Below are 23624 nucleotides of genomic sequence, written 5' to 3' on the forward strand. Positions count from 1 at the left end.
AGCTCCCTCTTTAACTTTCCTCCCCCTCCATCCTCGCTTAACTGCCTTTGCCTCAAGTGTTTACACTCACCTTAGAATGCCTTTCCCGTCGTTTGGGAGTGCAAAGATATAACCCAAAATCACCCCTTGTCAAGTAAGGAATCAAAGTTTTTTTGAAATCCGCTAAGCCATTACTGATTATCAGAATTTTAAGTCCAAAAAAAGTTGCGATGCGATTCAAAAAATCCACTTCCACGGCCCCTTTTACCTCGGAATCTTCGTCAAAACATTCGTTGCGGATAGCTAGTTTCTACGGTTTGGGCCTTACGAAAGGAGCGACGATTCGATGAACAGTCGCTCCTTTTAAGTTCTATAATGGTAATCCGGGTTCCGAATCAAATTACTAAGGTCCTAAAAATCGTTTCGGTACCTTGAGTTCGTTTATTATAGCCCTTCTCTCTTCTATATAGATATAGTATCCTCTATCTATATAATAGTAACAGGACCTTTGATTCCCTGTACGAATGTTTGAATGGTACTGGGCAAATCGCTGCCTTGACTAATGGCTTTGATAAAGGCACTTCCAATAATAGCCCCATTAGCCTTTTTGCTGGCCTGCTCGAAAGACTGATTATCGGAGATACCAAATCCGATCAGACGCGGATTCTTCAGGTTTAGGCTGGCGATTCGGTCGAAGTAGGCTTCCTGCTCCGCACTGATGCCCGTCTTAGCTCCGGTAATACTGGCCGACGATACCATATAAATAAAGCCCTGCGATACCTCATCTATATACTGAATTCGTTTTTCGGTGGTTTGCGGCGTGATCAGGAAGATGTTGAGCAGACCGTATTTCTCAAACGTAGGCTTGAACTCCTCCTCATAAACATCCACCGGAATATCGGGCAGGATTAATCCATCTACGCCTACCTCCTGACACTTCTGGCAAAAGGCCTCCACCCCAAACTGAAGTACGGGATTGATATAGCCCATCAATAATACGGGTACGTGGATTTCGTCCCGCATGCCTTCGAGTTGGCTAAACAAGACTTTCAACGACATGCCATTTTCCAGCGCCCGTTGATTGGAGACTTGAATAGTTTCGCCATCCGCTACCGGGTCCGAGTACGGCATTCCAATTTCTACTAGATCGGCCCCCGCTTCCTGCAGATTCTTTAAAATGGTACGCGTATCGTTGAGCTGGGGGTAACCCGCCGTAAAATAGACATTGAGCAACTTTTGCGATTGCTGCTGAAAAAGCTGAGTAATGCGATTCATCGATTGCTTCGGTTTGATGGGTGGGGCTTACAGGTATTTCATATAGGTAGCTAAATCCTTGTCACCGCGACCGGACAGATTCACTACGACTACTTCATTGGGCGAAGCATTCAGGGTTTTTAAACAAGCCAGAGCGTGGGCTGATTCCAACGCCGGAATGATTCCTTCCAGTTTAGCCAGCTGAAAGCCGGAAGCCAGGGCTTCTTCATCCGTAATGGCCTTAAAGATGCCGCGACCGCTTGTCGCTAGGTTGGCGTGCATGGGACCGATTCCCGGATAATCCAGACCCGCTGAAATCGAGAAAGGTTCTACGACCTGGCCATCTTCCGTTTGCATGAGGATACTGCGACTTCCGTGTAACACGCCGGGTTTTCCCAGGAAAGTAGTCGCTGCCGAATGCCCTGATTCCACACCCATACCCGCTGCCTCTGCTACTACCAGTTTCACCGATGCATCGTTTAGAAAGTGATAGAAAGCACCTGCCGCATTGGAACCGCCGCCGACGCAGGCAATCACGTAATCAGGCAACTCAGAACCCGTTTTCTCCACAAGCTGATTGCGAATCTCTTCCGAGATGACCGACTGAAAGCGGGCTACCATATCCGGGTACGGGTGCGGACCTACCACACTACCTATTATATAATGCGTATCGACGGGGTTATTAATCCAGTGACGCATGGCTTCGTTGGTCGCATCTTTCAGGGTACGCGAACCGCTTGTGGCGGGTCGTACTTCCGCACCCAGCATTTTCATCCGGGCCACGTTGGGAGCCTGCCGTTCGATGTCGATTTCGCCCATGTATACGATACACTCGATGCCCATCAAGGCACATACCGTCGCCGTTGCTACGCCGTGTTGACCGGCTCCGGTTTCGGCTACGATTTTGTTTTTACCCAAACGTTTCGCCAGCAGGATCTGCCCAATGGTATTGTTGACTTTGTGAGCACCGGTATGACAGAGGTCTTCCCGCTTGAGATAGATTTTCGTGTTGTACACTTCCGAAAGACGTTCGGCCAGGTACAAGGGCGTTGGGCGACCGACGTAATCCCGTAACAGGTATTCGAATTCGGCCTGAAACGAAGGATCGGCCATGATCGTTAAATAGTTCTCCCGTAACTCTTCTACGTTCGGGTACAACATTTCAGGAATGAAGGCTCCACCGTAAGGTCCGTAATACCCCCGCTCGTTCACCTGAAAAGCACTGGTAACCTGGTCTGCAATTTTCATACGATTCGAATGCATTGGCTAATAAAAAACCCGCTGTTCGGCTGAACAGCGGGCGTGTATATAAGGACTGGTCCATGTACGCAAAAGAGGGCTGCTCAACCGAGATTTCTCAGCTGCCACCACCATGCTTTTGCGAATGAATTGTTCATGTTTCGTTTGAAATACGTTGATAAGGCAAACTTAGAAGTTTTTTGTTTTCTACCCTATTACTTGCCCTATAATTTTAAACGCCTTCTTCCTAATAGACCCGAACCTCCAGTAACGCGGCGGGTACCGTAGCCGATGGATGTTCTAACTGAATCGTAAGCTGACGCGTGGCGATAGGCTCCTCCAAGACAAGTGTGCGTAAGGTCTGGTGATTGGCCTGTTCCTTGGCTAGGACGTTCCCGTTTTCATCCAGAATCTGGAATCGCTGTACGCAAAAAGGCATAATGCTTTCGGGATGCGTCATGAGTACGTTTTCCATCGGGTGATCAAAATCCGCATCGAACGCCAATTCTATCCTACGGATAAGTTGTTTTTCATTCCAGCGTAGCGTCACTTCCGGCTTTGGGTCGGTAAGATCAGCTACGTAAGCATTGGGATGATTCGTGGGACGTTGTAAGCCATTTCGCAGATTTTCCACCCCAAAAGCGGTGAGTCCTTCCGCTATCTTCAAGGCCAGATTCAAACCTTCCGGACGCCGCTGGGGGCACCAAAACTCAAAGGCATCAACACCAATATCTTCCGTAGGTTCCTGTTTTCCATAATTCGATACTGCCGCATTAACCAGATTGAAGACGGAAAGTACACCCGTAATCCGGGTATTTGAATACCGAAACGCTACCTGTTCGTTTTTACGGAAAACCAGAAAAGCGTAGGTCGGTTCGGCAATCGTTACATCAAATTCCAGCTTCATGCAGTTTCGTCCCGGTTGCAGAGCCAAGGTCTGGGTAGCTATTACTACATCGGGCGTATGATTCTCCGGACGACTGCTCAGGCGTAATTCCACCTCTAACGTAGTTGCTTCCGCCGCGTAGGGATGCACAATCAGGGCAGGGAAACGACCCGCCGCTACCGGCAATAGCTGGGCGACGGAATACACCATGGGTCGGGGCTCGGTATCTTCGGTCAGCTCCGTAAGTACCAGTTCCGAGCTAGCCGTAAGCTGGGCTTCCTGTACTAAATCCAAGGGATCGTGGAGTTGTAAGCCGGGAATATGCTGCCCCCGTTTTTGTAACTCCTGCTGGAGTTGGGTAATTTTTTCGGGCGAAGAAAAATCCCGGGGAAGCAGGCCCTGCTGCGTACACAACACGGCCGCCATCCCAACGGCCTGTCCGCCGTACGCACTCGTGGCCATGACCCGAGCCGAACCAAAGGCGACGTGACTGGCGGAAATGATTCGTCCGGCCAGGAAAAGATTCTTGATATTTCGGGAATAATAACTGCGGTAAGGAATGCCGTACAGTCCTTTACTATGCCATTGATTACAACCGGGTTTTTCACTGAAAACCCCGTCCGCGGGATGTAAATCGATGCTCCAGCCGCCATAAGCGACGTCGTCGTAATGACTTCGCTGCTCGACAATATCCTGCTGAATAAGCATATAATCCCCCTCAAAGCGGCGGCTTTCGCGTTTACCGGGAATGGTACCGACCCATTCCAGCGTCATCGTTTCCGCTTCGGGAAACTCACCGGAGTTTTTGATGTAATCCCAGACGCCGTACACGACTTTCCACAATTCCCACTTGATTTTTTCCGTATCGTGAACGGTATCCAGCCGACCACCGTACTCCAGCCACCAGAGCTGACAACCTTGTTCCTTGGCCGTGAAGCGGCGGAATCGGGGCACTTCTTTCGTGACGTCAATCGCATAATTCGGCGGAACAAACCGAACCGGTTTCCCCGTATCCTTGGAATAGAAGTACATGGAATGGCCCAGCAACTCACCGTATTCCTGACTCGGGGCGAACTTCTCGCCAAACTCTTCGCTGGACTCAGCTCCCATTCGAAACGCCGCCCCCGCCAGAAAGCCTACGATTCCATCGCCCGAAGCATCGCAGAATAGCGGTGCGGACAATTCGTAACTGGTGGAGTTTTGACTACAAAAAGCAAATACTTTCGAAATAGTATCCGGGTCAGACTTCTCCAGATCATGTACAGCCGTGTTGAGCAAGAGGGTAATGTTAGGCTCCTGTACGACTTTCTCCAGAATAACGGTATCAAAAATCAGTGGATTTCCCTCCGGATTGCGGTACATATTTTCCACCAGCAATTCATCCAGTACACCCCCTTCCCGGGCCCAGCGGTTGTTGTTGCCCATGTGGGAAGTAGCTCCCAATACCCAAAGTCGTACTTCGCTGGACGCATTTCCACCCAGCACCGGGCGGTCGGTCACCAGGATGACGCGAATACCCGCCCGAGCCGCCGTAATTGCACAACAGGTTCCGGATAATCCACCTCCGACTACTACTAAATCGGCGTTTAGTGAAACCGTGGCGGGATTTCTTTTCTCACTTACGTCAGATCGGATCATATACTCTTTTCTAGTTAGGGTTGACAGTACGCCGTAGTTCGCTGACTCCTTGCCAGAGCTGACGGTTCCTACTTCGTTTCGGTTAAGTGGATGGTTTCGGTCAGAATGGGGACGCCCGTCGGTTTCCATACGTCCAGCGTCAGCGTTTGATTAAACCCGGCCACGGGAACGCGAACCTCGACAGAGGCTCCGGGCTTCAATTCGGGAATCGGTATGGTTTGATCGGATGTTTTGATCTGGTAGTTGCGAAGCGTATAGGCTGGGAAATCGCCCCGAGCCGTTACTTTAACGACTAGCTCATGTACCCCCTGCCCGCCCGGTTGCCAGCGTACTCTTTCGAGGGTAAGGGGTGCCATTTCGCGGCGGTACACGGCATACGCGGGTCGGGGCGTACGGTCGGGGCCTACCAGTCCCCAAGGGCGGTACCCGTTCGGAGCCGTACCCACGTAACGACTCTGGTAATCGTTATACGTCCACCACGACGCTCCGATTACGTACGGCCGTTTACGGATCAGCTCGGCTACCTCTGAAATATGTTTGGCCTGTCCCGCTTCGCCACCATTAGCATCGGCCCGAACGCCCCACTCACTGATCAATACCGGTTTGTCGGGATACAGCGAATGAATGTGATCCAGGGCTCGGGCGTGGTTGCCGTAGGTATTGGTCGAAACAAAATCACAGTACTGGGAAGCTTCGTCTTCGGCTCTTTTCGGTAGGATATTGAGTCGCATACTGGCGAAGGTGTATAACCGCGTGGGATCCAGTTCACGACTCCAGGCAATCAAATCTTTCGTCCAGCGTTGACCGGCGGGCTGCTCTGACAAATATTCATTGCCGACACTGTAGGCGATGATGCTGGGGTGATTCCAATCCCGTTGCATCATTTCGGTAAACTGCTGTTTGAATTTGTTCCGAATGGTATCACTATCCATTTGCTTGGGCGTCAATTGCCAATTGCCCGCTTCGGCGATGATGAGCATACCGTATTGATCGGCCAGTTCGTAGAATCGTTCGCTGGGCGTATAGTGCGTCAGCCGCTGGAATTCCATACCGGCCTCTTTCATCAGGCGAAAGTCTTTTTCAATGAGCCAGTCTGGTTCGAGCGAGCCTAAGCCCGGGTAGTCCACAACGCGGTTGGCTCCGGCTAACTTCAGCGATTGACCATTGAGTAGCAGTTGCGTTCCTTTCACTTCCACTTTCCGTATCCCAAAGCTTGTTTTCAGCGTATCGCCCGCAATAGCCACTCGCAACTGATACAGATTCGGATCATCCAGATCCCAGCGTTTGACATCCGCCGCTTTGAGACTGGTTTCTGCCTCCAGTACACCGCTTTGACTCCCGGCAATGGAGCTACTTGACATTTTCCAGGATACGGGGATGGTACGGTTCTTCTGTTGAAGCGTGAAGGAAAGTTTGGGAGCATTAGCCTGCTGCGAAGCATTCCGAATAAAGGCTTTTACTTTCAATGTAGCCGTACCCTTAACCAGATCGGGCGTGGCCTCTACCTTGAGGTTTTGCAGGTACACTTCGGGTTCAATGGTCAGGTACACCGGGCGAATCAGGCCGCCGTAGTTCATCCAACCCATAAAGGGATCGTTGGGCGAATCGCCATCTTTCGAGCCGGGAATGGACCTTTCCTGCCAGGTATCGTTAGTAATAGATAGGGCCAGCAGGTTTTCACCGGTTTTTAGAAAATCCGTAATGTCGAAGGAAAAGGGCGTATACCCTCCCTCGTGCGTACCGACTTTCTGGTCATTCAGCCAGAGCGTTGTTGCGTAGTAAGCCGCATCAAAATGCAGAATCACCCGCTTGCCCGTCTGTACCTGCCAGGGAAAACTCTTTTTGTACCAGACCAGACCCGTGAAGAACTGATAACGGGGGTCGGCCGAAAAGCAGTGCGGTACCGTAACCTGATCCCAGTTGCGTCCTTGTGCGTTGGAAGCCAGGGTATACCAGCCCTTCTGCTCGCCTACCTGGCGGGGGTCCATGGCAAACAGCCATTTGCCGTGCAAGGGAATCGCATTAGGCTCTCGGATGGTATACTGGGCGGATACCGAGAAGGATACGAAAAGAAAGAAAAGGAATGATTTCATGCAAAAAGAAGGTAAGAGGTCAAGAGGCGGTTAGTGGACTTTGGCAGGCAGTTCAACTTCCGTAGCTGAGAAAGTAATTTTCCGCGAAGCTTGCCAGGGAATGAGGGCACCGAGTAACACCACCGCCGCGATTCCCGCCGTAATGTTTGCCCCGGAAGTTGTCAGGAAGCTGAGTATGCCTAGCATCAGGGCCACAAAAACGAGTGATCCGGCAATGACCTGAAGACCAAACTGATTTTGTTTTTTGATTTCGTAGGATTCTTCTTCGGCCTGAGCTTCGGCTTTTTTGGCGGATCGGGTACGTAGATACCCCTCGTATTCCTCCGCAATCCATCCTTTCGAACGGGCGTAGAGCTCGTACGTCAGTAATAGCAATAGCGGCAGACCGATGCCGATGATGGTTTCGGCCCCACGGGAAAGTTTGTAGGAAAAGAGCGTCGGCGACAACACTTTGAAATACAGATTGACGAGTAATCCGATGATCGTGATCCAGAACGTCGTCTTCCCATTGATGCGTTTGGAGAACAGGGCCCAAAGCGGCGGAGCCAGTAAGGGTCCGCCCGAAATGGCGGATATACTCAATACTACTTCGACGATTCCGCCCGCCGCGGGTACCAGCAAGGCAATGATGATCATTCCGATGCCGAAACCCCAGGACGAAAGCCGGGCCACGCGAATAAGCTTCTCGTCGGAAGCCTGCGGATTGATAAATCCCTTGTAGATGTCGTTTGTGAATACGGCGGAGACGACATTAAGCGTCGTATTGGCACTGGCGGACGTGGAGAAGTACATACCCGTCAGCATCAACCCCAGCAGTCCCGGTGGCAATACGAGTTTGCAAATCATCAGATAGGCATTCTCCGTATCCAGGCCCGAAAGTGTAGGGTTAATCGACTGGTAGATCATGGGCGGCAACATCCAGATCATGGGACTGACCAGATACAGAGCCGCAAATAGAAAGGCAACTTTGCGGGCCGATTTAGGCGAATCGACACTGGTGTACCGCTGCACGAACGTCCAGTTTCCCCCGATGTAGGCAATGTGATAAAACACGAAGGCCATCACAAAACCAAAGGTGTACTCGCCGTGCAGGAAATTGAAAAAATCGTCGGGTACCTTCTGAGTGAAGGCGTCAAAGCCACCCGCTTTCTCCAGCGACAAGGGCAAGAGAATAAATACGGCCGCCGTCAGAATGACAAACTGAAGAATATCGGTAACCATCACCGCCCAGAGTCCCCCCACCGCCGTATAGGCAATCATGAAAATACCCAGTACAATGGTGCATTCCACCAGGGGGAATCCCAGGGATACGCTTACTAACTTGGCTACGGGATAGAGTACGGAGCCTTTAATAAAAAGCGATACGAGCGTAAAAATGCCGATGTAGGTTTTCTGTACCCGCTCGCCGAGTCGTTCCCGGATGAATTCCGCAGCCGTCAGATTACCCGTAGCTTTCCAGCGGGGAGCCAGAAATAAACCCGTCACCAGGGCTCCGATGCACATCGTCCACTGAATCGTAATGGCTACCCAACCGTGTTTGTAGGCAATCGAACCCCAGGCTACGAACGTACCCGCCGAGAAAAAAGACATAAACAGTGACAGTCCCCCAATGAACCAGGGTACGGCTTCGCCACCGGCAAAGAACGATTTCAGGTTGCGACCCGTCCGGGCAAAAAGCAGACCGATGGCCAGTACAAAGGCAGAAAAAACAAAAATGACGGTGGTATCAATGACTGAGTTCATTGGTTCTCAAGATTGCCAGGTACAAGACCAGGGGTTCAGTTGTTCAGGGTTACGATGCGTTCGGCAACGGTTTTCCCAATATCATTCAGGGCTTGCTGGTTGTAATGCACAAAGTCCTTCATCCAGTGTTTTTCCGCAAAGTGTTCCGCCTGTTCGTAGACGACGAATACCTGAGTCAATCGCCGGGCCACGTTTCGCTGGGCCTGCCGAACGGCGGTGTTTCCGATCGGTTCACGGCCCTGCTGATTGCCCGTTAAGACGAGGTAAAAAGGAACGACAGTTCCTAGGCCGTTTCGAAACCGTTCGATCAATCCTTCCAGAGCCGCCTCGTAGGCTTCCACCGTTAACTGCTGATCAAAAATCGCATTCGCGTCGCGTTCGCCTTGGATCCAGATGATGCCCTGGATGGGTACCCCCACTTTTGCTTCCGCCCGATGGATCTTCTCCAGAGCTTTAGCCAGTAAAGGCTTATGACCCTCGGCAGCCCAGGTACCCAGTTCATTCAACTCGGCTTTCTGATGGGCCGAACTGCCCCCGCGTGCGGCGGCTACGAGGATGACTTGCTGACCCGTTAATGCCTGGTACCGCTGAGCGAAAGCGGGCCAGGCACTACCTGTATTCGCCGCCTGAAATTCCAGAGCATTTTCGCCCACGGGATCCTGAAGGGGTACCAAGGAGTCGCTTTGATAGCGATACTCCAAGGCTCCCGTTACCCGGATGGATTGCTCAGCATTACCTTGGCCCACGGCGTTGCTTTGTCCCGCTACGACAAAAAGGGCTTTGTTCTGGGCAAGGGTCGGGCATACGTATCCCAGGCTCATCGTTAGCAGCAGTAGGATTGTTTTCATGGCAGATCAATGGCTAGTACCTCCACGCCAAAACCCGGTAATTCGTAAGCCGTACCCGCCGCTTTACCCGTAGTTAAACTCCGCAAGGTTTTTGCCCGGGTACCCGCCGGCATGGATTCAGTAGCTAGGTTGAGGTTGAAGGCGGTAGCTTGTTGACGGTTATTGAGCAGGATGACGTAGAGTCGATTCGCCGATTCGGATTTGGCCAAAATGTAATCAATCACTGGACTACTTGGTTTTACCACGCCTTCGCGAATGAGCAACCGGGCTTTATCACCGTAAATCGTACCCGGTTCGAACCCGTAGGTCTGGTGCGGTCCTACTTTCGGCGTGACGAAACCACGGGGAAAGTGAACCTTGCCCTGCGTACGTAATTCGGCCTCGGCCATCAGGTAATCCGTGATCCAGCCTACTTGCCACCAGGCGTGGTGCGGATAAGGTCCGGCTCCTTTGTTCATCCCGTTCCAGTAATACGAAGCAACGCTGGTTTTCGCATCCACAAACGCATCGCGACCCAGGGCTCCGGCTCGGGCCATATCGGCAAACAAAGGTTCGTTGGTTAACTGGTACAGGCGAATGAACATCCCCGCGTGACTGCATAACTGGATGGGACCGTGCCGTACGGCCGAACCAAAAATACCACCGTGCTCGAAGCTAAGTCCGGACTGGGCAATCTCCCAATCTTCCCGTTTCACGCCATTCACTTCCTTCACCGTACGGTTTGGAATGGGATGCGTATAAATGGAACTGGTGTAGATTTTCGCGGCCGTTAACGCGGCCTTTTTGTATTTTTCTGCTTTGGTTAGCTCGTACAAATCCAGCAGTGCCTGAGCGGATTGACCCGTAGCGAAGTCCGGGGCGTACCGGGCATCGCCGCAAACGCCGAGAAACGAACCCGTTTCAATCGATTCTTTGATCAACCAGTCGGCTCCTTTCTGAGCCGCCGCCAGATACCTCGGCTCCCGCAGGATTCGGTACGCGACCAGTAAGCCGTAAAACGTAGGCCGAACGTCGGGAATGTCTTTAAACAATTCCTGATCCGTATGATGATCGTAGGCGACGGCCCAACTGCCGTTTGGTTTTTGGGTACGCAGCAGAAACTCGGCTCCGGCTTTTAGTTTTTCCTTCAGCTCGGTATTCGTAGGTTCGAAGAGTAACAGATTGCCAATGTCCAGCATCGTATAATACGTGACGGCAATGGGCTCGACGACTTCCCCCCATTCTTCCACGAATTTCTTTGATTGAGCCAGGTAGTACTGCCCTTCGACGGCTCCCTTGAAAAAACCCGTATCCGTTTGCTGGGCCAGTTTGAAATTCAGGGCGTACGGCAATACATTCTGGATCAGTTTCGGATCAGCCGTGGCCGTAGAGAGGTACCACATCGCTCCGTAATCGGCGTTTTTCATGGCGTCCTTATTCGAACCAACCACACCTCCCAGGTACGACTGAGCCCCGATTTGTAATCCTTTATAGGATTCAACCCTCCACAGGGACGTCACCGGATCGGTCAGGTAGTGGTGCATGTTCTCCACCCGATTACTCAGGGCCTGGGTACTCTGCCGTAAGGCCAGACTTTCCCTGAACTGGTAAATATCGTAGACGGCATGATTAATGGCCTTGAACCAATCGCCCGAAATCAGACTGTAGCGAAAGCCGTACTGAATCGTTTCACCCGAAGCTAAGCCTGAGTTTGTTTCCCCTAACACGGGATAATACAGCGTAGGGCTTAATTCCGACTTGCGGTTTTTGTGCGAAAGCCCGAGTAGCCAATTCGTTTGCGTACTGTGATCCTTCGCCCAGGGATCGCGACCCAGACCGGGGTCGGGAATGATGGAAAGCGTTACGTCGTTTTTCGTTGATACCAGCGGACACAAGGTACTCGCACAACGCTCGCGGTACACCACGGGCAGCTCGGGTACGCCCATTCCGTAGGCGTACGCTTTGACAAAATCCTTCTGAATCCCTTTTCCCTGAAAGTACCCCGGCACTGTCGCCCAGGCTAGTTGCGATTCACTTACGGTAGCCAGCGTAGGACTGGCCAGTGAATAATACCCTTTTTGTTTCGCTTTCAGGGTTTGATGCACCTGCACATCCGTTGGGAAACGATCATCCAGTTGCCAATCCGTAATGATGGTGGCCTGCGGGGTTTCCGCTTCAAAGCGTAGTTGCCGGGGACTGACTTGTTGTCCTTTGCTAAAGCGGAAATGTTCAGCCTGCCCAGCCGTATTCAGGGAAACAGCATTGGTACTTTCCTTCCACTGTTCCTTTTGATAATGATAACTCGACTCCGGAAACGTACCGCCGGTACTCAACTGAAAGCTTCGGGTAAGCTCGGGATTCGGTTTTTCGCTGGAAAAGAGTACGGTACCTTCTCCCGAAGGATTCGGCAAACTTTCCCAGTTTTTCCCTTTTTTGACGGCGAGACGCGTTAACTGCCAACCCCCATCTTTCCGTTGCCAAACTAATTCCAGCTGCTCATTTTTCAAGGAAAGCGTTTGCTGAGCCTGACTGCTTAGCCAACTCGTCATCCCCCAGCAAACCAAAGCCATTAGGTATTTCATGCGTTCGTTGTTCCTGATTTTAATTGAACGGGTGAGTATGGAAGCTCACCTGTTCAACCTATCGTTCTCTATTGCCAATCCGGATTCTGCACCAATTGCGGATTCGCGTTGATTTCGTCCTGCGGAATGGGGAAATACCGATTCCGAGCCTGAGGGTTTCGGGTAGGATAGACGTTATTGACGGCTTTAGCAACCACCGACATAAAGGTATTGGTGCGGGTCAGGTCGTACCAGCGATCGCCCTCGGCAAAGAATTCCCAGGCCCGTTCCTGCAGGATGGCTTCTATAAAAGCGTCCTTACTCAGACCTGCTGGTACATCCTCGAGTCCGGCCCGTTTCCGAATTTGATTGAGGTACCCGTACGCGACGGCGGTGGCTCCATTCTGCCGGGCTTCCGCTTCCGCCGCAATCAGAATGACGTCGGCGTAGCGAAAAATGGGAATATTTACCGCGTACACATTTCCGTTGGAATTGGGGTCACGGTATTTTTTCACCAGTACACCCTGCGTCGTCACGGGCGTAATGCTGCGTTGCGGCACGACGTTTCCATTATTGGCAATGTAGGTAGTATCCAGCAACTGGCGACGCTTGTCTTTGGGGTTAAACGAGTTAAAGAAGGACTGATAGGCGAAGGCGGAGCCGTACGAGACGCGTCCGTATTCTTTCCCATTACTGTTGGCCGGACCATACAGCGATCCCACTTGGGAGGTCTGACCGGGCTGAAAACTCTCGCTTTCAAAGGCCCACATATTTTCTACGCGAGCCTGATCCTCTTTCGTTACATCATACACGTCCAGTACATTCGTTAACAGTACGTGTTTGCCCCCATTGATTACTTCCTGGGCTTTGGCTAAAGACGTAGCCCAATCTTCGTTGTACAATGCCGCTTTTGCGTACAGAGCCAGAGCCGTTTCTTTAGAGGCTCGCCCCTTTACGAGCGAAGCAGAATAAGAAGGTAGCCGTTTGACCGCCTCGTCCAGATCTTTATAGATTTGCTGGTATACTTCGGCTCGGGTGCTTTTTGCCTGATAGGCTTCGGTCAAATTCTTACTGGCCTTCGTTTTCACAATGATATCACCAAAGTTTTTGGTCAGCATCCAATGATAAAAGGCTCGCAGGTAATAGGCTTCTCCCAGAATTTCCTCCCGGCGTTGCGTGTTCATCGTAATAGCGGGTACGCGTTCGAGTACCCAGTTGGCTTTTTCGATCCCACTGTAGGCCCGCCAGATTTGTAGCGGCGATTCATTCGTACGGTCAAAGCTTTTAGCCGCTGAGTACTGTTTGTCATACGAGAACAGCGTATAGGTATCACGCCCTACCACGGGACGGGCGTATACCTGATCCGCACTAAAATCGCTGGCAATCAGGGGAGCGGGTCCACCATATAAACTTCCCAGCGTTCCGTATACCGAGGTAATGGCGGCTTCGGCATCTTCGGCCGTTTTATAGAAGTTATCCGTAAAAATGGAGGAATAAGGGGTTTCCTCTAGCTGACATCCGGCCATTAGCAGGGCGATCAGTGGAATAAATATTTTTCTCATAGAGGTCTAGCGATCAAAAGGTTACCTGAATACCACCCAAAAAGGACTTGGCCGTTGGATAGACCATGTTATCAATACCAATCTGCGTGTTTGAATTGCCGAAGCTGTTCACCTCGGGATCGTAGCCACTGTAGTTGGTAAAGGTGAAGAGATTGTTTCCGCTCACGTAAACGCGGGCATTGCCGACGCCTTTGATTTTGGGCAGGTTATACCCGAGCGTAATGTTCTTGCAACGCAGAAAGGAACCATCTTCCATGAATCGGTCGCTGATGGGCAGACGTCCCCCCTGCAATACGCCGGGATATTCATTATTTGGATTGGTAGGCGTCCAATGGTTGGCCGTTTCGGCGAACAGATTTCGTCCGCCCAGCGGATTTTCAAACGTGTAGCGAATGAGGTTATACACCTTATTTCCTTGTACCCCCGAGAAAAGGGCACTCAGATCAAAATTCTTGTAGTGCACGTCCGTCGAAAAGCCGTAAATAAACTTTGGATTCGCTTCCCCGGTAATGGTACGATCCTCATCCGTAATCGCTCCATCGCCATTGAGATCCTTGACCTTCGTTCCCCCCACACGAATATCGTTACCCTTGGGCAGTGATTCTCCGTTTTGGTAAATGCCGTCGAAAATGAAGGTTTTAAACAAGCCTAACGAACGACCCACTTGCAGGACCGTATAGTTAGAGACGACGTATTCCTGGATACCGCCGCCCAGGGAAAGTAATTTATTTCGGTTGACCGTCGCATTGGCGGAAACATTCCACTTGACGGGCCCATCCAGAATGCGTCCATTGACGGCCAGTTCGATGCCTTTATTTTCCAGGGAAGCGAAATTTCCGGTGATGGTGGTGTAGCCCGAAGAAAGCGGCAACTGTTGGACGAACAGCAGATCATTGGTACGCTTGTGGTATACATCCAGAATAAAGCTCAAGCGGTTGTTCAATACGCTCAAATCAAAACCCAGGTTGAGCTGCGTGGATTTTTCCCACTTCAAATCGGGGTTTGGAATGCCCGTGGGATTGATACCGGTAGCCAGCACGTGATCAAAAATGTAGTTACTGCCCGAGCTAACCAGAGCAAGCGACTGGTACGGGTCAATGGCCCCGGCGTTTCCGGTCATACCGTAACTTCCTCGTAATTTTAAGTCAGAAAGCCAGGGTACTCTTTTCAGGAAAGGTTCTTCGATGATTCGCCATCCGGCCGATACCGCGGGAAAGAATCCGTATTTGTTGTTATTACCAAACTTACTGGCTCCATCCGCCCGGGCCGTTAAATCCAAGAAATATTTGTCTTTATACCCATAATTGATCCGACCCATGTAAGAGTCCAGTCGACTTTTGCTACGACCACTGGTTACGGTTCGGTCCGTGGCCAGTTGCACCGCTTCATTAAGCGTGGCATCGTTGGGAAACTTGGAAGCGGAGATGTTATTGTAATTGTTGTCATCCTTTTGCGTAGCAAATAAACCCGTAAACTTCAGGGAGTGATTTTCTCCAATCTTCGTCACGTACGTCAACACACTTTCGTGTAACAAGCCCGTAAAGTTCGAATTATTTTTGCTGGCACTTCCGCCACCGGATACCAATTCAACCTGACTCTGGATGAAACGGGGGCGGTACACATCTCCCAGACTACTCATTAAATTTACATTCAAGGAAGCCCGGTAACTTAGTCCTTTCGCAATACTGAAATCCGCGTAGATATTGGCAATGGTCCGGCGTTCCGTGTTGCGGTTGAGGATGGAAGCCAGTCCTAGCGGATTAGCTACTTCACGGTATCGCTGGTTGAACTGATCGCCGAAAGGATATACGGTTCCATCCTCCCGGTACGGCACCAGGGTTGGCGGAGCCCCAATGGCCGCAGCCAGCAGGTTAGAACTCGAGGCTCCATCTAGCCCGCCCCCTACGGACGGCACCCGGTTATTGACCGAATACACCCCGAGGATACTCGTACCTACTTTGAGCACTTTGTTGACCCGGTGATCCAGGTTCAACCGGAAAGAGTAGCGGGTGAAATCCGAATTAATCAAAATACCATCCTGCTTGAAGTAGTTACCGGAAAGCGATAACTGCGTTTTTTCCGAACCGCCCATAATCGAGATCTGGTGATTCTGCATGGGAGCCTGACGGAAAATCAGATTCTGCCAGTTCGTACCTTCACCGAGGGACGCCGGATCGGCGTATACGTTCGTTTTAAATACTTCATTTTCTAGTTGGGCAAACTGACGGGCATTCAAGGCCGCTAGCTTTTTGGTAGTTTCCTGCACGCCGTAATATCCTTCGTAGGTAACCGTCGAGACACCCGCTTTCCCGCGTTTGGTGGTGATGAGTACGACGCCGTTGGCAGCCCGGGCCCCGTAAATGGCCGTGGCTGAGGCATCTTTCAGTACTTCTACTGACTCAATGTCGTTGGGATTGATTTGCGAAAGCGGACTCAGACTGTTGGCATCGCCACCGTTGGAAAACTGAATACCGTCAATGACGTACAGGGGCTCGGAAGAGCCATTAATTGAATTGGTACCGCGAATCCGAACGCTGATGTTCCCACCCGGTGCCGCCGAGTTTTGCGTTACCTGCATCCCGGCTACCCGAGCCTGTAAGCCCTGAGCGACGTTTGCCACGGGCGTTTGTAGAATGTCAGCGGCCTTAACGGAAACAATGGAGCCCGTGGTTTCGACTTTCCGTTGAGTACCGTACCCAACGACCACGACTTCATCCAGGCCTTTTTCATCGGCTTGCAGGACGACGTCAATGACCGTTTTTCCACCGACGGCGATTTCCTGGCTGATGTAACCCACCGACGAAAAAACCAGTGTTGCTTCTGCGGGTACATTACTTAGGGTATACATTCCTTCTGCGTTGGTGTTGGTCCCCCGCGTGGTGCCTTTAATGGCTACACTGACACCGGGAATGCCGCCTTCATTGCCGGCGGTAACCTTACCCCGAAGGCTGAGCTGTTGGGCCTGGGCGACTCCATGAGCCATCCAGGCCAAGCCCAGCATTACGAAACAGGTACGTAAGAATAATTGCATAGATCTAGAGGTTAATATCTTATAATAATACAATTTAACAAAGAGAAAGTCTTTAAATAGCTCTGAGCTGTACTAGAGCTTGATTTCCGGAACCTACTGTGTTTTATACCAAAAACAATATAAATAGTTAAATAAAAGCCTTAAAAACTACCGGGAATGTTCCCGAAAATGTTCCCGATAGGTAGGTTTAAGAAAATTCAGTATCTTGAAGACGGTTTAGTGAATTATTCTAGACGCTTGGCAAAGAGAAGTTCCAGCAGACAGCTTTATTAGTAAAGTACAATTTCATCCATTATTATGATTCATTGTCCGAAATGCCATCAAGTCGATTCGATTAACAAAGCCGGTATGGTTCGGGGTAAACAGCGGTACTATTGCAAATCCTGCCAGCGTCATTTTTCCTTTGCCGATACGCCCAAGCCGCGTTCAAAGCACCAAGTAACCATTGTGGATATTGCTCATGAATTGGGTATTTCTAAATCGACGGTATCCAGGGCACTCCGAGACCAGAGCGATATTCATCCCAGTACCCGGAAGGCCGTGGTCGAGCTTGCCCAGCAACTGGATTATCAGCCTAATCTGTTGGCGTATGGGCTAGTGAAAAGTCGCACGAATACCGTTGGCATGATCGTACCGGAATTCCATCATTACTTCTTTCCGGAAGTCATTATCGGAGCTCAGGAAGTATTACAGGCGGCGGGCTATAATTTGATGATCTGCCAGTCGAATGAATCGTATCAGACGGAAGTAGCCAATGTGAAAGCACTCATGGCCAGTCGGGTTGATGGGCTGATTGTCTCCATGACGAGCGAAACCAACAACATTGACCATTTCAAAGCCCTGGAAAATAAAGGCACGCCCCTGATTTTCTTTAATCGCATTTGTCCAGAACTGGAAACGCACCGGGTGGTGGTAGATGATTACGAAGGGGCATACCGGGCCGTCACCCATTTACTGGAACAAGGCTACCGACGCATTGCTCACATCGCAGGACCGGGTAGTTTGCTGATTAGTCGGCTCCGGCAGAAAGGCTACACGGATGCCTTGGCGTCGTACGGCATTGAGCTTGATCCCGAGTTGATTATTACGTATGATCTGACCGATGAAAAAGCTCGGATCTACGCCACGTATTTGCTGGACTTGCCTACCCCACCCGATGCCATTTTTGCGGTCAATGACCCGACTGCCATTCAGGTGATGCTGGTTGCCAAAGCCAAAGGCGTTCGAATTCCCGAGCAGCTGGCCGTGGTGGGTTTTAGTAACGATCCGATTTCGGCCATTATTGATCCGGGCCTGACGACCGTCGGCCAGCCCGTCAGCGAGATTGGGCGAACAGCGGCCCGCTTATTTCTGGAAACCATTCACCTGGGAGAACAGACCAGTCCCCGTACGGAAACCTTGAAAACTGAATTGAGTATTCGGGGCTCGTCCGTAGTAAGGCCAATTAAATAGCCGAGCCTACGATTCGTCCCTGTTCAGAGAAAATCATAGGCTCGGCCTTTTGAGTACTGCTAAACGGTTGGTTGGTTACTCGCCCGTTGTGGTTAACGCCGGAACGTTTTCTTCGTAGCCCGAATATCCTTTGTTCTGATTAATTCGGCCCTGCGTATTCGAACGAATGGCGTTGCGAGGAATGGGCCAGAGCACGTGATACGGGCTCATGGTGTAGCGATCGCCGTGGTTGGTGACGACGCCTTTGTTGTAAAACTCATTCTTTTCCATGATCCGGTCGTAGAAGAAATTGTTTTCCGAAAAGTTCTCCAGATTATACGTTTTCCCGTTGTAGGCCGCCTTCCCGGTCAGGGCAAACAGGTAGGCCATACGAGTCAGCTCCGTTTTACGACCTTCTTCGTAGTACAGCTCCCGAGCCCGCTCGTCGAGAATAGTACCGATGTTAACGTCTGCCAGAGCCATTTCCTTCGCTCCCGCCCGCGTCCGTACGGCATTCAGATCCATTGCGGCACTGGCCAGATTTCCTTTCCAGTAATAGGCTTCGGCTCGCAGCAGATACGTTTCGGCCAGGCGGAATACGTACCAATCCGAGTTGCCGCCGCGAGCGGGTTTATTCTGCGGATCGGGTACGTAGACTTTGTAATGCGGCCAGCCAAACCAGCTCCGGATGGTATCTGTACTCAGGCGTACGCCGGTGGCATTATAGAGCTGCAGGGGTTTACCGTAATAGGGATCGTTGTTCTTTTTCAGGTCCGGATGGTTGTACACCAGATCTTCCATCGTCATCCAGTTACCCTTTACGTGGCGTAAGTCCTTCGGGTCCGTCCAGATACTTTGGGTACTATAGCGAGTACCCCGGCAACGGCCCAGGCCGCGACCGTAGATCGTAGATTGATCGAGTTCAATGTCGGCGGCGTCGCTGGTGCCTTTGCGACCACTGGGCGTATTGATCGTGTTGTACCACTGCGGTACGGTTTGCCGCATAATCTGCATACCGCCATCAAAGTTTCCATCCATATTGATCCGGTCGATGACCAGCATCAGGGCTTCGCGGTTTTCGGCCAATGATTTGTTTTCCGGACGGTGCAAATCCCAGATTACATTACGCGACGCGTTATTGCGATCCACGCCAAAACGGTTTTTCATTAACGTGTACACGCCCCCGTCGATCACGTTACTGGCCGACTTGATAGCATCGTCGAATTTACCAAGAGCCAGATTTACTTTCGTCAGCAAGTGACTAACGGCCCCTTTGGTTACTTCGCCCTTGTCCACATTATCGGGTACCCACTGCTCGGCAAACTCCAGGTCTTCTTTCATTTGCTGTAAGATGACCTCGCGTTTGGTGGAATAAAAATCCAGCTTGGGTTCAGTGATTTCTTTTAGAATTAACGGAACGTCCCCGAATTGCTGGGTCAGTTTGTAGTACCGATACGCCCGGTGGAAGTAGGCCTTCCCGAGTACGGCGTTGCGTTCCGCTTCCGAGGCATACTTGGCATCGTCAATCCGGGAAATGACTACGTTAGCGTACTTGATACCCTTGAATCCTTCGTACCAGTACCAGCCAATCTTATTGTAATCCGTCGAATTCAGGTTCGCATCGGGTGTAATCATCAGGTTGAGGTCCTGAGCCGGGCCTGATTTATCGGTCGTTCCTTCGATGGCTACTTCCGAAAATATGGTTTCTGTAATAATCGGTGCTCCGTCGCCGTACCATTCATACCGCATGTTCCGAAGGCAAGCCACCAGGGCTCCTTCCATGCCATTGGCATCGATGAACGTGTTTTCGGGAGCGTAAAAAGAAAGCGGTTGGGGCGTCAGCCAGTCTTTGGCACACCCACTGCCCAAGGCCAGCAACGCCGCCAGCAGTACGCCATTGGTATATTTTTTCATTCGTGTTTCGTCTAGAGGCTTTTACAAAGTCAGATTTAATCCCAGCGTATAGGTGCGTGGGGTAGGTCCGGTGATGGCGTTGTTATCCGAATCCCGTAAGCCATTTTCCGGATCCCAGTAATTCCACTCGGGAGCGTAGAAGCCTACGTTCCGAACCGAGAAGTAAGCCCGTACCCGTTGCATATTCACTTTCTGAATCAGTGCTCTGGGCAGGTTATAGGACATAGAAATGTTATCCAGTCGAACGAATGACTTCTTGCGGTAGACGCTGAAGTTGGCACTTCCGTTACTGGAAGCCAGTCGGGCGTAGTCGTTGGTAGGGTTCTCCGCGGTCCAGTACGGAAACACGTACGAAGACGTACGATCCGCTAAGCCCTGGTTTTTCGCCAGATTGTACGAACTCACGTGTCCCCAGTACGAGTACATCATAAAGGAGAGGTCGAAGTTTTTAAACAGCGTAAATTCGTTACGTAAGGTCCAGCGGAAGCGGGGTGCCGTGTACCCCAGAAACTGACGGTCGGCATCGGTGTACTTGTAATCGCCGTTGACATCCTGCACTTTGAAATCGCCGGGTCGTACGCCGTATTTCGCCGCTTCTTCGGATTCGGAGGTTTGCCAGACGCCAACCACTTTCTGATCCCAGACGCGGTCCAGAGCCTGACCGATGAACCAGCGGTTCGAAATATCATCGGCTTCCCGCTGGCCCGTTACGTTGCCGTTCGCATCGGTTACGTTGATTTTATCGCCGTAGAGATGTACTACCTTGTTACGGTTGAGGGAGAAGTTGACACTCGCCCGCCAGGAGAAATTCTGTTGCTGGAGAATACGACCGTTCAGGTTGACTTCCATTCCTTTGTTCTGTACTTCGCCCAGGTTATCCCAGACGTAACTAAAGCCCAGAATATCGGGTAGCGTCCGTTGTACCAGCAAATCCTGGGTAGACATGCGGTACATTTCCAGCGAACCATCCAGCTTTCCGTTGAAGAGCGAGAAGTCCAGACCGAAGTTGTAGGCCGTCGTTTTCTCCCACTTCAGGTTTTTGTTGTTCATCCGGTTCACGTACAGCTGGGATACCTGATACACCGTTCCGTCGTTGCGAACCATGAGGTATTTCCCCGTCGTTAGATCGGAAAGGGCAACGTACCGACCAATATCCCGGTTACCGTTGATCCCCCAGGACAAGCGAAGTTTCCCGTAATTAAGCCAGGAGCTTTTGGCAAAATTTTCATCGCTGAATACCCAGCCGCCCGCAATCGAAGGGAACCAGGCCCGTGGATTGGCCTGTCCGAACGCCGAGTAACCATCCCGGCGTACGGATAAGGTCAGCAGGTATTTTTGCTTGAGCGAATAGAACAGTCGTCCCATGAGGGCGTCGGCGGTGCTGTACTCATCATTACTGCTCACGATGGGGTTGATACCCGCCTCCACGCGGTGATAGCCCAGGTTATCGCTGGGTTCGAAGCCATTATTGCGGATGCTGTTGTTCCAGCTCTGAAATTTCTCCGCGTTGATGAGCATCGTCACATCGAAATTGTGGATGTCGGCAACCGTCTTGTTCCACTTGAATAAGTTATCGACCTGCCAGTTGTAGACCATGTTTTGCTCCCGCGAAGCCCGTCCGCCCACGTTGGCCCATTCGGGGTGTTTGGACGATTCGTGGTTGAAGTTGCGGTACCACTCAAACCGGGGCGTGAAATTGACCTGATACGTAATTCCCAGGGGTAAGGTAACCTTGGCAAACAGCGTAGAGATCAGCGTATTGTATTTGCGAAGCCGATCAGTGTATTTCATGGCTAGAAAGGGGTGCCGACTGCCGCCGCCGGGATCGTCCTGCGGACTCCAGCGGTAATTGCCCTGAGCATCGTATTCGGAACCGTAGGGCGAGGCCTTGGTAATCTGCGTCCAGTCGGCGGCTACCTGACTTTCATCGCGGTCGGAGAACTGGGCGTTAATCCCGGCCGAAAGGAAGGAAGCAATTTTTCCTTCCAGATTGAACCGGGAACGGATGGTTGAAAACTTGTCGCCGGTGATGATGCCTTCATTATTCAAATACCCCAGCGAATAGTAGTAGGAAATGTCGTTTTTCTTTCCGGAAATACTGACGTTGTAATCCTGCCGACGGGCCGCCTGGAACACTTTATCGTACCAGTTGACCGACCGTCCGGCCTTATAGTTTTCAATTTCAACGGGTTGGAATTTCAGACGGTTCAGCCAGACGTCCGTTGGGTTACCCGTTGATCCGTCGTAACCCAGCCATTGCTGTAAAGGCACGTCCGAAGGCAGGTTATCCGGATTGGAAAACTGGTAAGGTTTAGCATTCAGGTTTTGACTTTTCAGCACATCCTCCCGCCAGCGTACGTAGCCTTCCGGCCCGTACACGGGTTGGTTACGGGCAACGGTACTGATGCCCACATTTCCGTCCACACTGATGGTCGGCTTTTCACTTTTGCCTCGTTTGGTCGTAATCAGGATGACCCCACTAGCGGCTTTTGCTCCGAATACGGCGGCAGAACTGGCATCTTTCAGGACATCAAGCGTTTCAATATCATTCGGGTTGATGTCCGACAGAGCTCCATAGTAAATGACCCCATCGACGACTAACAAGGGCGAAGAACTGGCATTGAGCGAAGTCCGGCCGCGTACTTGTAAATCACCGCCGCCCTTCGCTGAAGCATCGTACCCTACGTTCAGACCGGCGGCATTGCCCCGGAGCATGTCCTGTACCGTATTCGGATTTTCGTTTTCAATCTGGGCTGCCTTGATTTGGGATACGGCCCCGGTTAGATCCCGCTTTTGCTGGGTTCCGTAGCCGATTACGACGACTTCCGTAAGGGCCTGCGTCGTTTCCTTGATCGTAAAATCGACGACGGATCGGCTACCGACTTCCACTTCTCCTCCCTGGTACCCAATGGATGAAAACACTAGAATAGCACCCGATTCGGGTACGGAAAGCTTGTATTGCCCTTTGCTATCGGTCGTCGTACCGCGGTTCCGATCTTTGATCTGAACGTTTACGCCAGGAATGGCCTGCCCTTTCTCATCAACGACGGTACCGCTGATGATCCGATCTTTCGGGGCTACGTCAACCAGCTCTTCCGTGGTGTTGACCCGCCGGAGAATCACCTGATGATCGATCAGTTCGTAGGTAAGATTATTCGGACGCAGCAATCGTTCGAGTACCGTTAGCAGCACTTCTTCGTTGGCATTCAGAGAAATAAGTCGATTGGCCTGAATGAGCTGGGGACTGTACATGAACCGTATACCGGCCGTCTGTTCAATCTTTTCGAGTGCTTTTTCCATATTGAGATTGGAAACGTGCACGGTAATCTTCTGATTAAGTACTTCCTGAGCACGGCCGTCTTTCGCCAGCGAAAGCGTAGCAAAGACGGTGGCCAGAATGAATTGTGGTAGAGCGATTCGCATGATTTTCAGCAGAATCCGACAGGAATGTCTACGTTTTACCATA

The 23624-nt window shown here is 51.3% G+C and carries 12 protein-coding genes; 1 reads left to right on the forward strand and 11 read right to left on the reverse strand.

Translation table 11 applies throughout. The features are described 5' to 3' along the window. Positions 1-465 precede the first annotated feature (465 nt). From trpA to ACOJTG_RS04880, 9 genes are all read right to left on the reverse strand, one after another. Entirely contained in the window at positions 466-1254 is a 789-nt protein-coding gene (gene trpA, locus ACOJTG_RS04840; RefSeq protein ID WP_420152780.1) for a tryptophan synthase subunit alpha, read from the reverse strand. 27 nt (positions 1255-1281) lie between these two features. Next, positions 1282-2481 carry a tryptophan synthase subunit beta gene (gene trpB, locus ACOJTG_RS04845; RefSeq protein ID WP_420152781.1) on the reverse strand — a complete coding sequence of 400 codons (1200 nt, stop codon included), beginning with the start codon at positions 2479-2481 and terminating at the stop codon, positions 1282-1284. A gap of 238 nt (positions 2482-2719) precedes the next feature. Further along, positions 2720-4996, reverse strand: coding sequence for an FAD-dependent oxidoreductase (locus ACOJTG_RS04850; RefSeq protein ID WP_420152782.1), 2277 nt, complete (start codon positions 4994-4996; stop codon positions 2720-2722). 68 nt (positions 4997-5064) lie between these two features. Further along, the gene (locus ACOJTG_RS04855) at positions 5065-7089 is read right to left on the reverse strand and encodes a glycoside hydrolase family 2 protein (protein ID WP_420152783.1); all 2025 of its coding nucleotides are present in this window, start codon (positions 7087-7089) and stop codon (positions 5065-5067) included. A gap of 30 nt (positions 7090-7119) precedes the next feature. Then, positions 7120-8832, reverse strand: coding sequence for a sodium:solute symporter family protein (locus tag ACOJTG_RS04860; protein WP_420152784.1), 1713 nt, complete (start codon positions 8830-8832; stop codon positions 7120-7122). Between the two features lie 35 nt (positions 8833-8867). Beyond that, positions 8868-9680: a sialate O-acetylesterase gene (locus ACOJTG_RS04865; RefSeq protein ID WP_420152785.1), complete on the reverse strand. Its 813-nt coding sequence runs from the start codon at positions 9678-9680 to the stop codon at positions 8868-8870. Continuing rightward, the gene (locus ACOJTG_RS04870; protein WP_420152786.1) at positions 9677-12241 is read right to left on the reverse strand and encodes a glycerophosphoryl diester phosphodiesterase; all 2565 of its coding nucleotides are present in this window, start codon (positions 12239-12241) and stop codon (positions 9677-9679) included. The genes ACOJTG_RS04865 and ACOJTG_RS04870 overlap by 4 nt, the downstream gene beginning before the upstream one ends. 68 nt (positions 12242-12309) lie before the next feature. Further along, entirely contained in the window at positions 12310-13782 is a 1473-nt protein-coding gene (locus ACOJTG_RS04875; RefSeq protein ID WP_420152787.1) for a RagB/SusD family nutrient uptake outer membrane protein, read from the reverse strand. A 13-nt stretch (positions 13783-13795) separates the two neighbouring features. Further along, the gene (locus ACOJTG_RS04880) at positions 13796-16813 is read right to left on the reverse strand and encodes a SusC/RagA family TonB-linked outer membrane protein (protein ID WP_420152788.1); all 3018 of its coding nucleotides are present in this window, start codon (positions 16811-16813) and stop codon (positions 13796-13798) included. Positions 16814-17110: 297 nt separating this feature from the next. Here ACOJTG_RS04880 and ACOJTG_RS04885 point away from each other — a divergent pair, with 297 nt between their 5' ends. Next, positions 17111-18265, forward strand: coding sequence for a LacI family DNA-binding transcriptional regulator (locus ACOJTG_RS04885; protein WP_420152789.1), 1155 nt, complete (start codon positions 17111-17113; stop codon positions 18263-18265). Between the two features lie 75 nt (positions 18266-18340). Here ACOJTG_RS04885 and ACOJTG_RS04890 read toward each other — a convergent pair whose 3' ends face one another. Both ACOJTG_RS04890 and ACOJTG_RS04895 read right to left on the reverse strand, forming a co-directional pair. Next, complete coding sequence (locus ACOJTG_RS04890) at positions 18341-20158, reverse strand: RagB/SusD family nutrient uptake outer membrane protein (protein WP_420152790.1); 1818 nt, start codon at positions 20156-20158, stop codon at positions 18341-18343. A gap of 21 nt (positions 20159-20179) precedes the next feature. Then, positions 20180-23623, reverse strand: a complete 3444-nt coding sequence (locus tag ACOJTG_RS04895) for a TonB-dependent receptor (RefSeq protein ID WP_420152791.1) — start codon at positions 23621-23623, stop codon at positions 20180-20182. Position 23624: the final 1 nt, after the last annotated feature.

Source organism: Siphonobacter sp., assembly GCF_048595215.1.
Classification (GTDB): Bacteria; Bacteroidota; Bacteroidia; order Cytophagales; family Spirosomataceae; genus Siphonobacter.

What these genes read in the sequence shown, in the direction of transcription:
- ACOJTG_RS04870 (WP_420152786.1), bottom strand. Translation starts at nt 12,241, where the DNA reads ATGAAATACCTAATGGCTTTGGTTTGCTGGGGGATGACGAGTTGGCTA.
- trpB (WP_420152781.1), bottom strand. Translation starts at nt 2,481, where the DNA reads ATGAAAATTGCAGACCAGGTTACCAGTGCTTTTCAGGTGAACGAGCGG.
- ACOJTG_RS04895 (WP_420152791.1), bottom strand. Translation starts at nt 23,623, where the DNA reads ATGGTAAAACGTAGACATTCCTGTCGGATTCTGCTGAAAATCATGCGA.
- trpA (WP_420152780.1), bottom strand. Translation starts at nt 1,254, where the DNA reads ATGAATCGCATTACTCAGCTTTTTCAGCAGCAATCGCAAAAGTTGCTC.
- ACOJTG_RS04875 (WP_420152787.1), bottom strand. Translation starts at nt 13,782, where the DNA reads ATGAGAAAAATATTTATTCCACTGATCGCCCTGCTAATGGCCGGATGT.
- ACOJTG_RS04865 (WP_420152785.1), bottom strand. Translation starts at nt 9,680, where the DNA reads ATGAAAACAATCCTACTGCTGCTAACGATGAGCCTGGGATACGTATGC.
- ACOJTG_RS04850 (WP_420152782.1), bottom strand. Translation starts at nt 4,996, where the DNA reads ATGATCCGATCTGACGTAAGTGAGAAAAGAAATCCCGCCACGGTTTCA.
- ACOJTG_RS04885 (WP_420152789.1), top strand. Translation starts at nt 17,111, where the DNA reads ATGATTCATTGTCCGAAATGCCATCAAGTCGATTCGATTAACAAAGCC.
- ACOJTG_RS04890 (WP_420152790.1), bottom strand. Translation starts at nt 20,158, where the DNA reads ATGAAAAAATATACCAATGGCGTACTGCTGGCGGCGTTGCTGGCCTTG.
- ACOJTG_RS04880 (WP_420152788.1), bottom strand. Translation starts at nt 16,813, where the DNA reads ATGCAATTATTCTTACGTACCTGTTTCGTAATGCTGGGCTTGGCCTGG.
- ACOJTG_RS04860 (WP_420152784.1), bottom strand. Translation starts at nt 8,832, where the DNA reads ATGAACTCAGTCATTGATACCACCGTCATTTTTGTTTTTTCTGCCTTT.
- ACOJTG_RS04855 (WP_420152783.1), bottom strand. Translation starts at nt 7,089, where the DNA reads ATGAAATCATTCCTTTTCTTTCTTTTCGTATCCTTCTCGGTATCCGCC.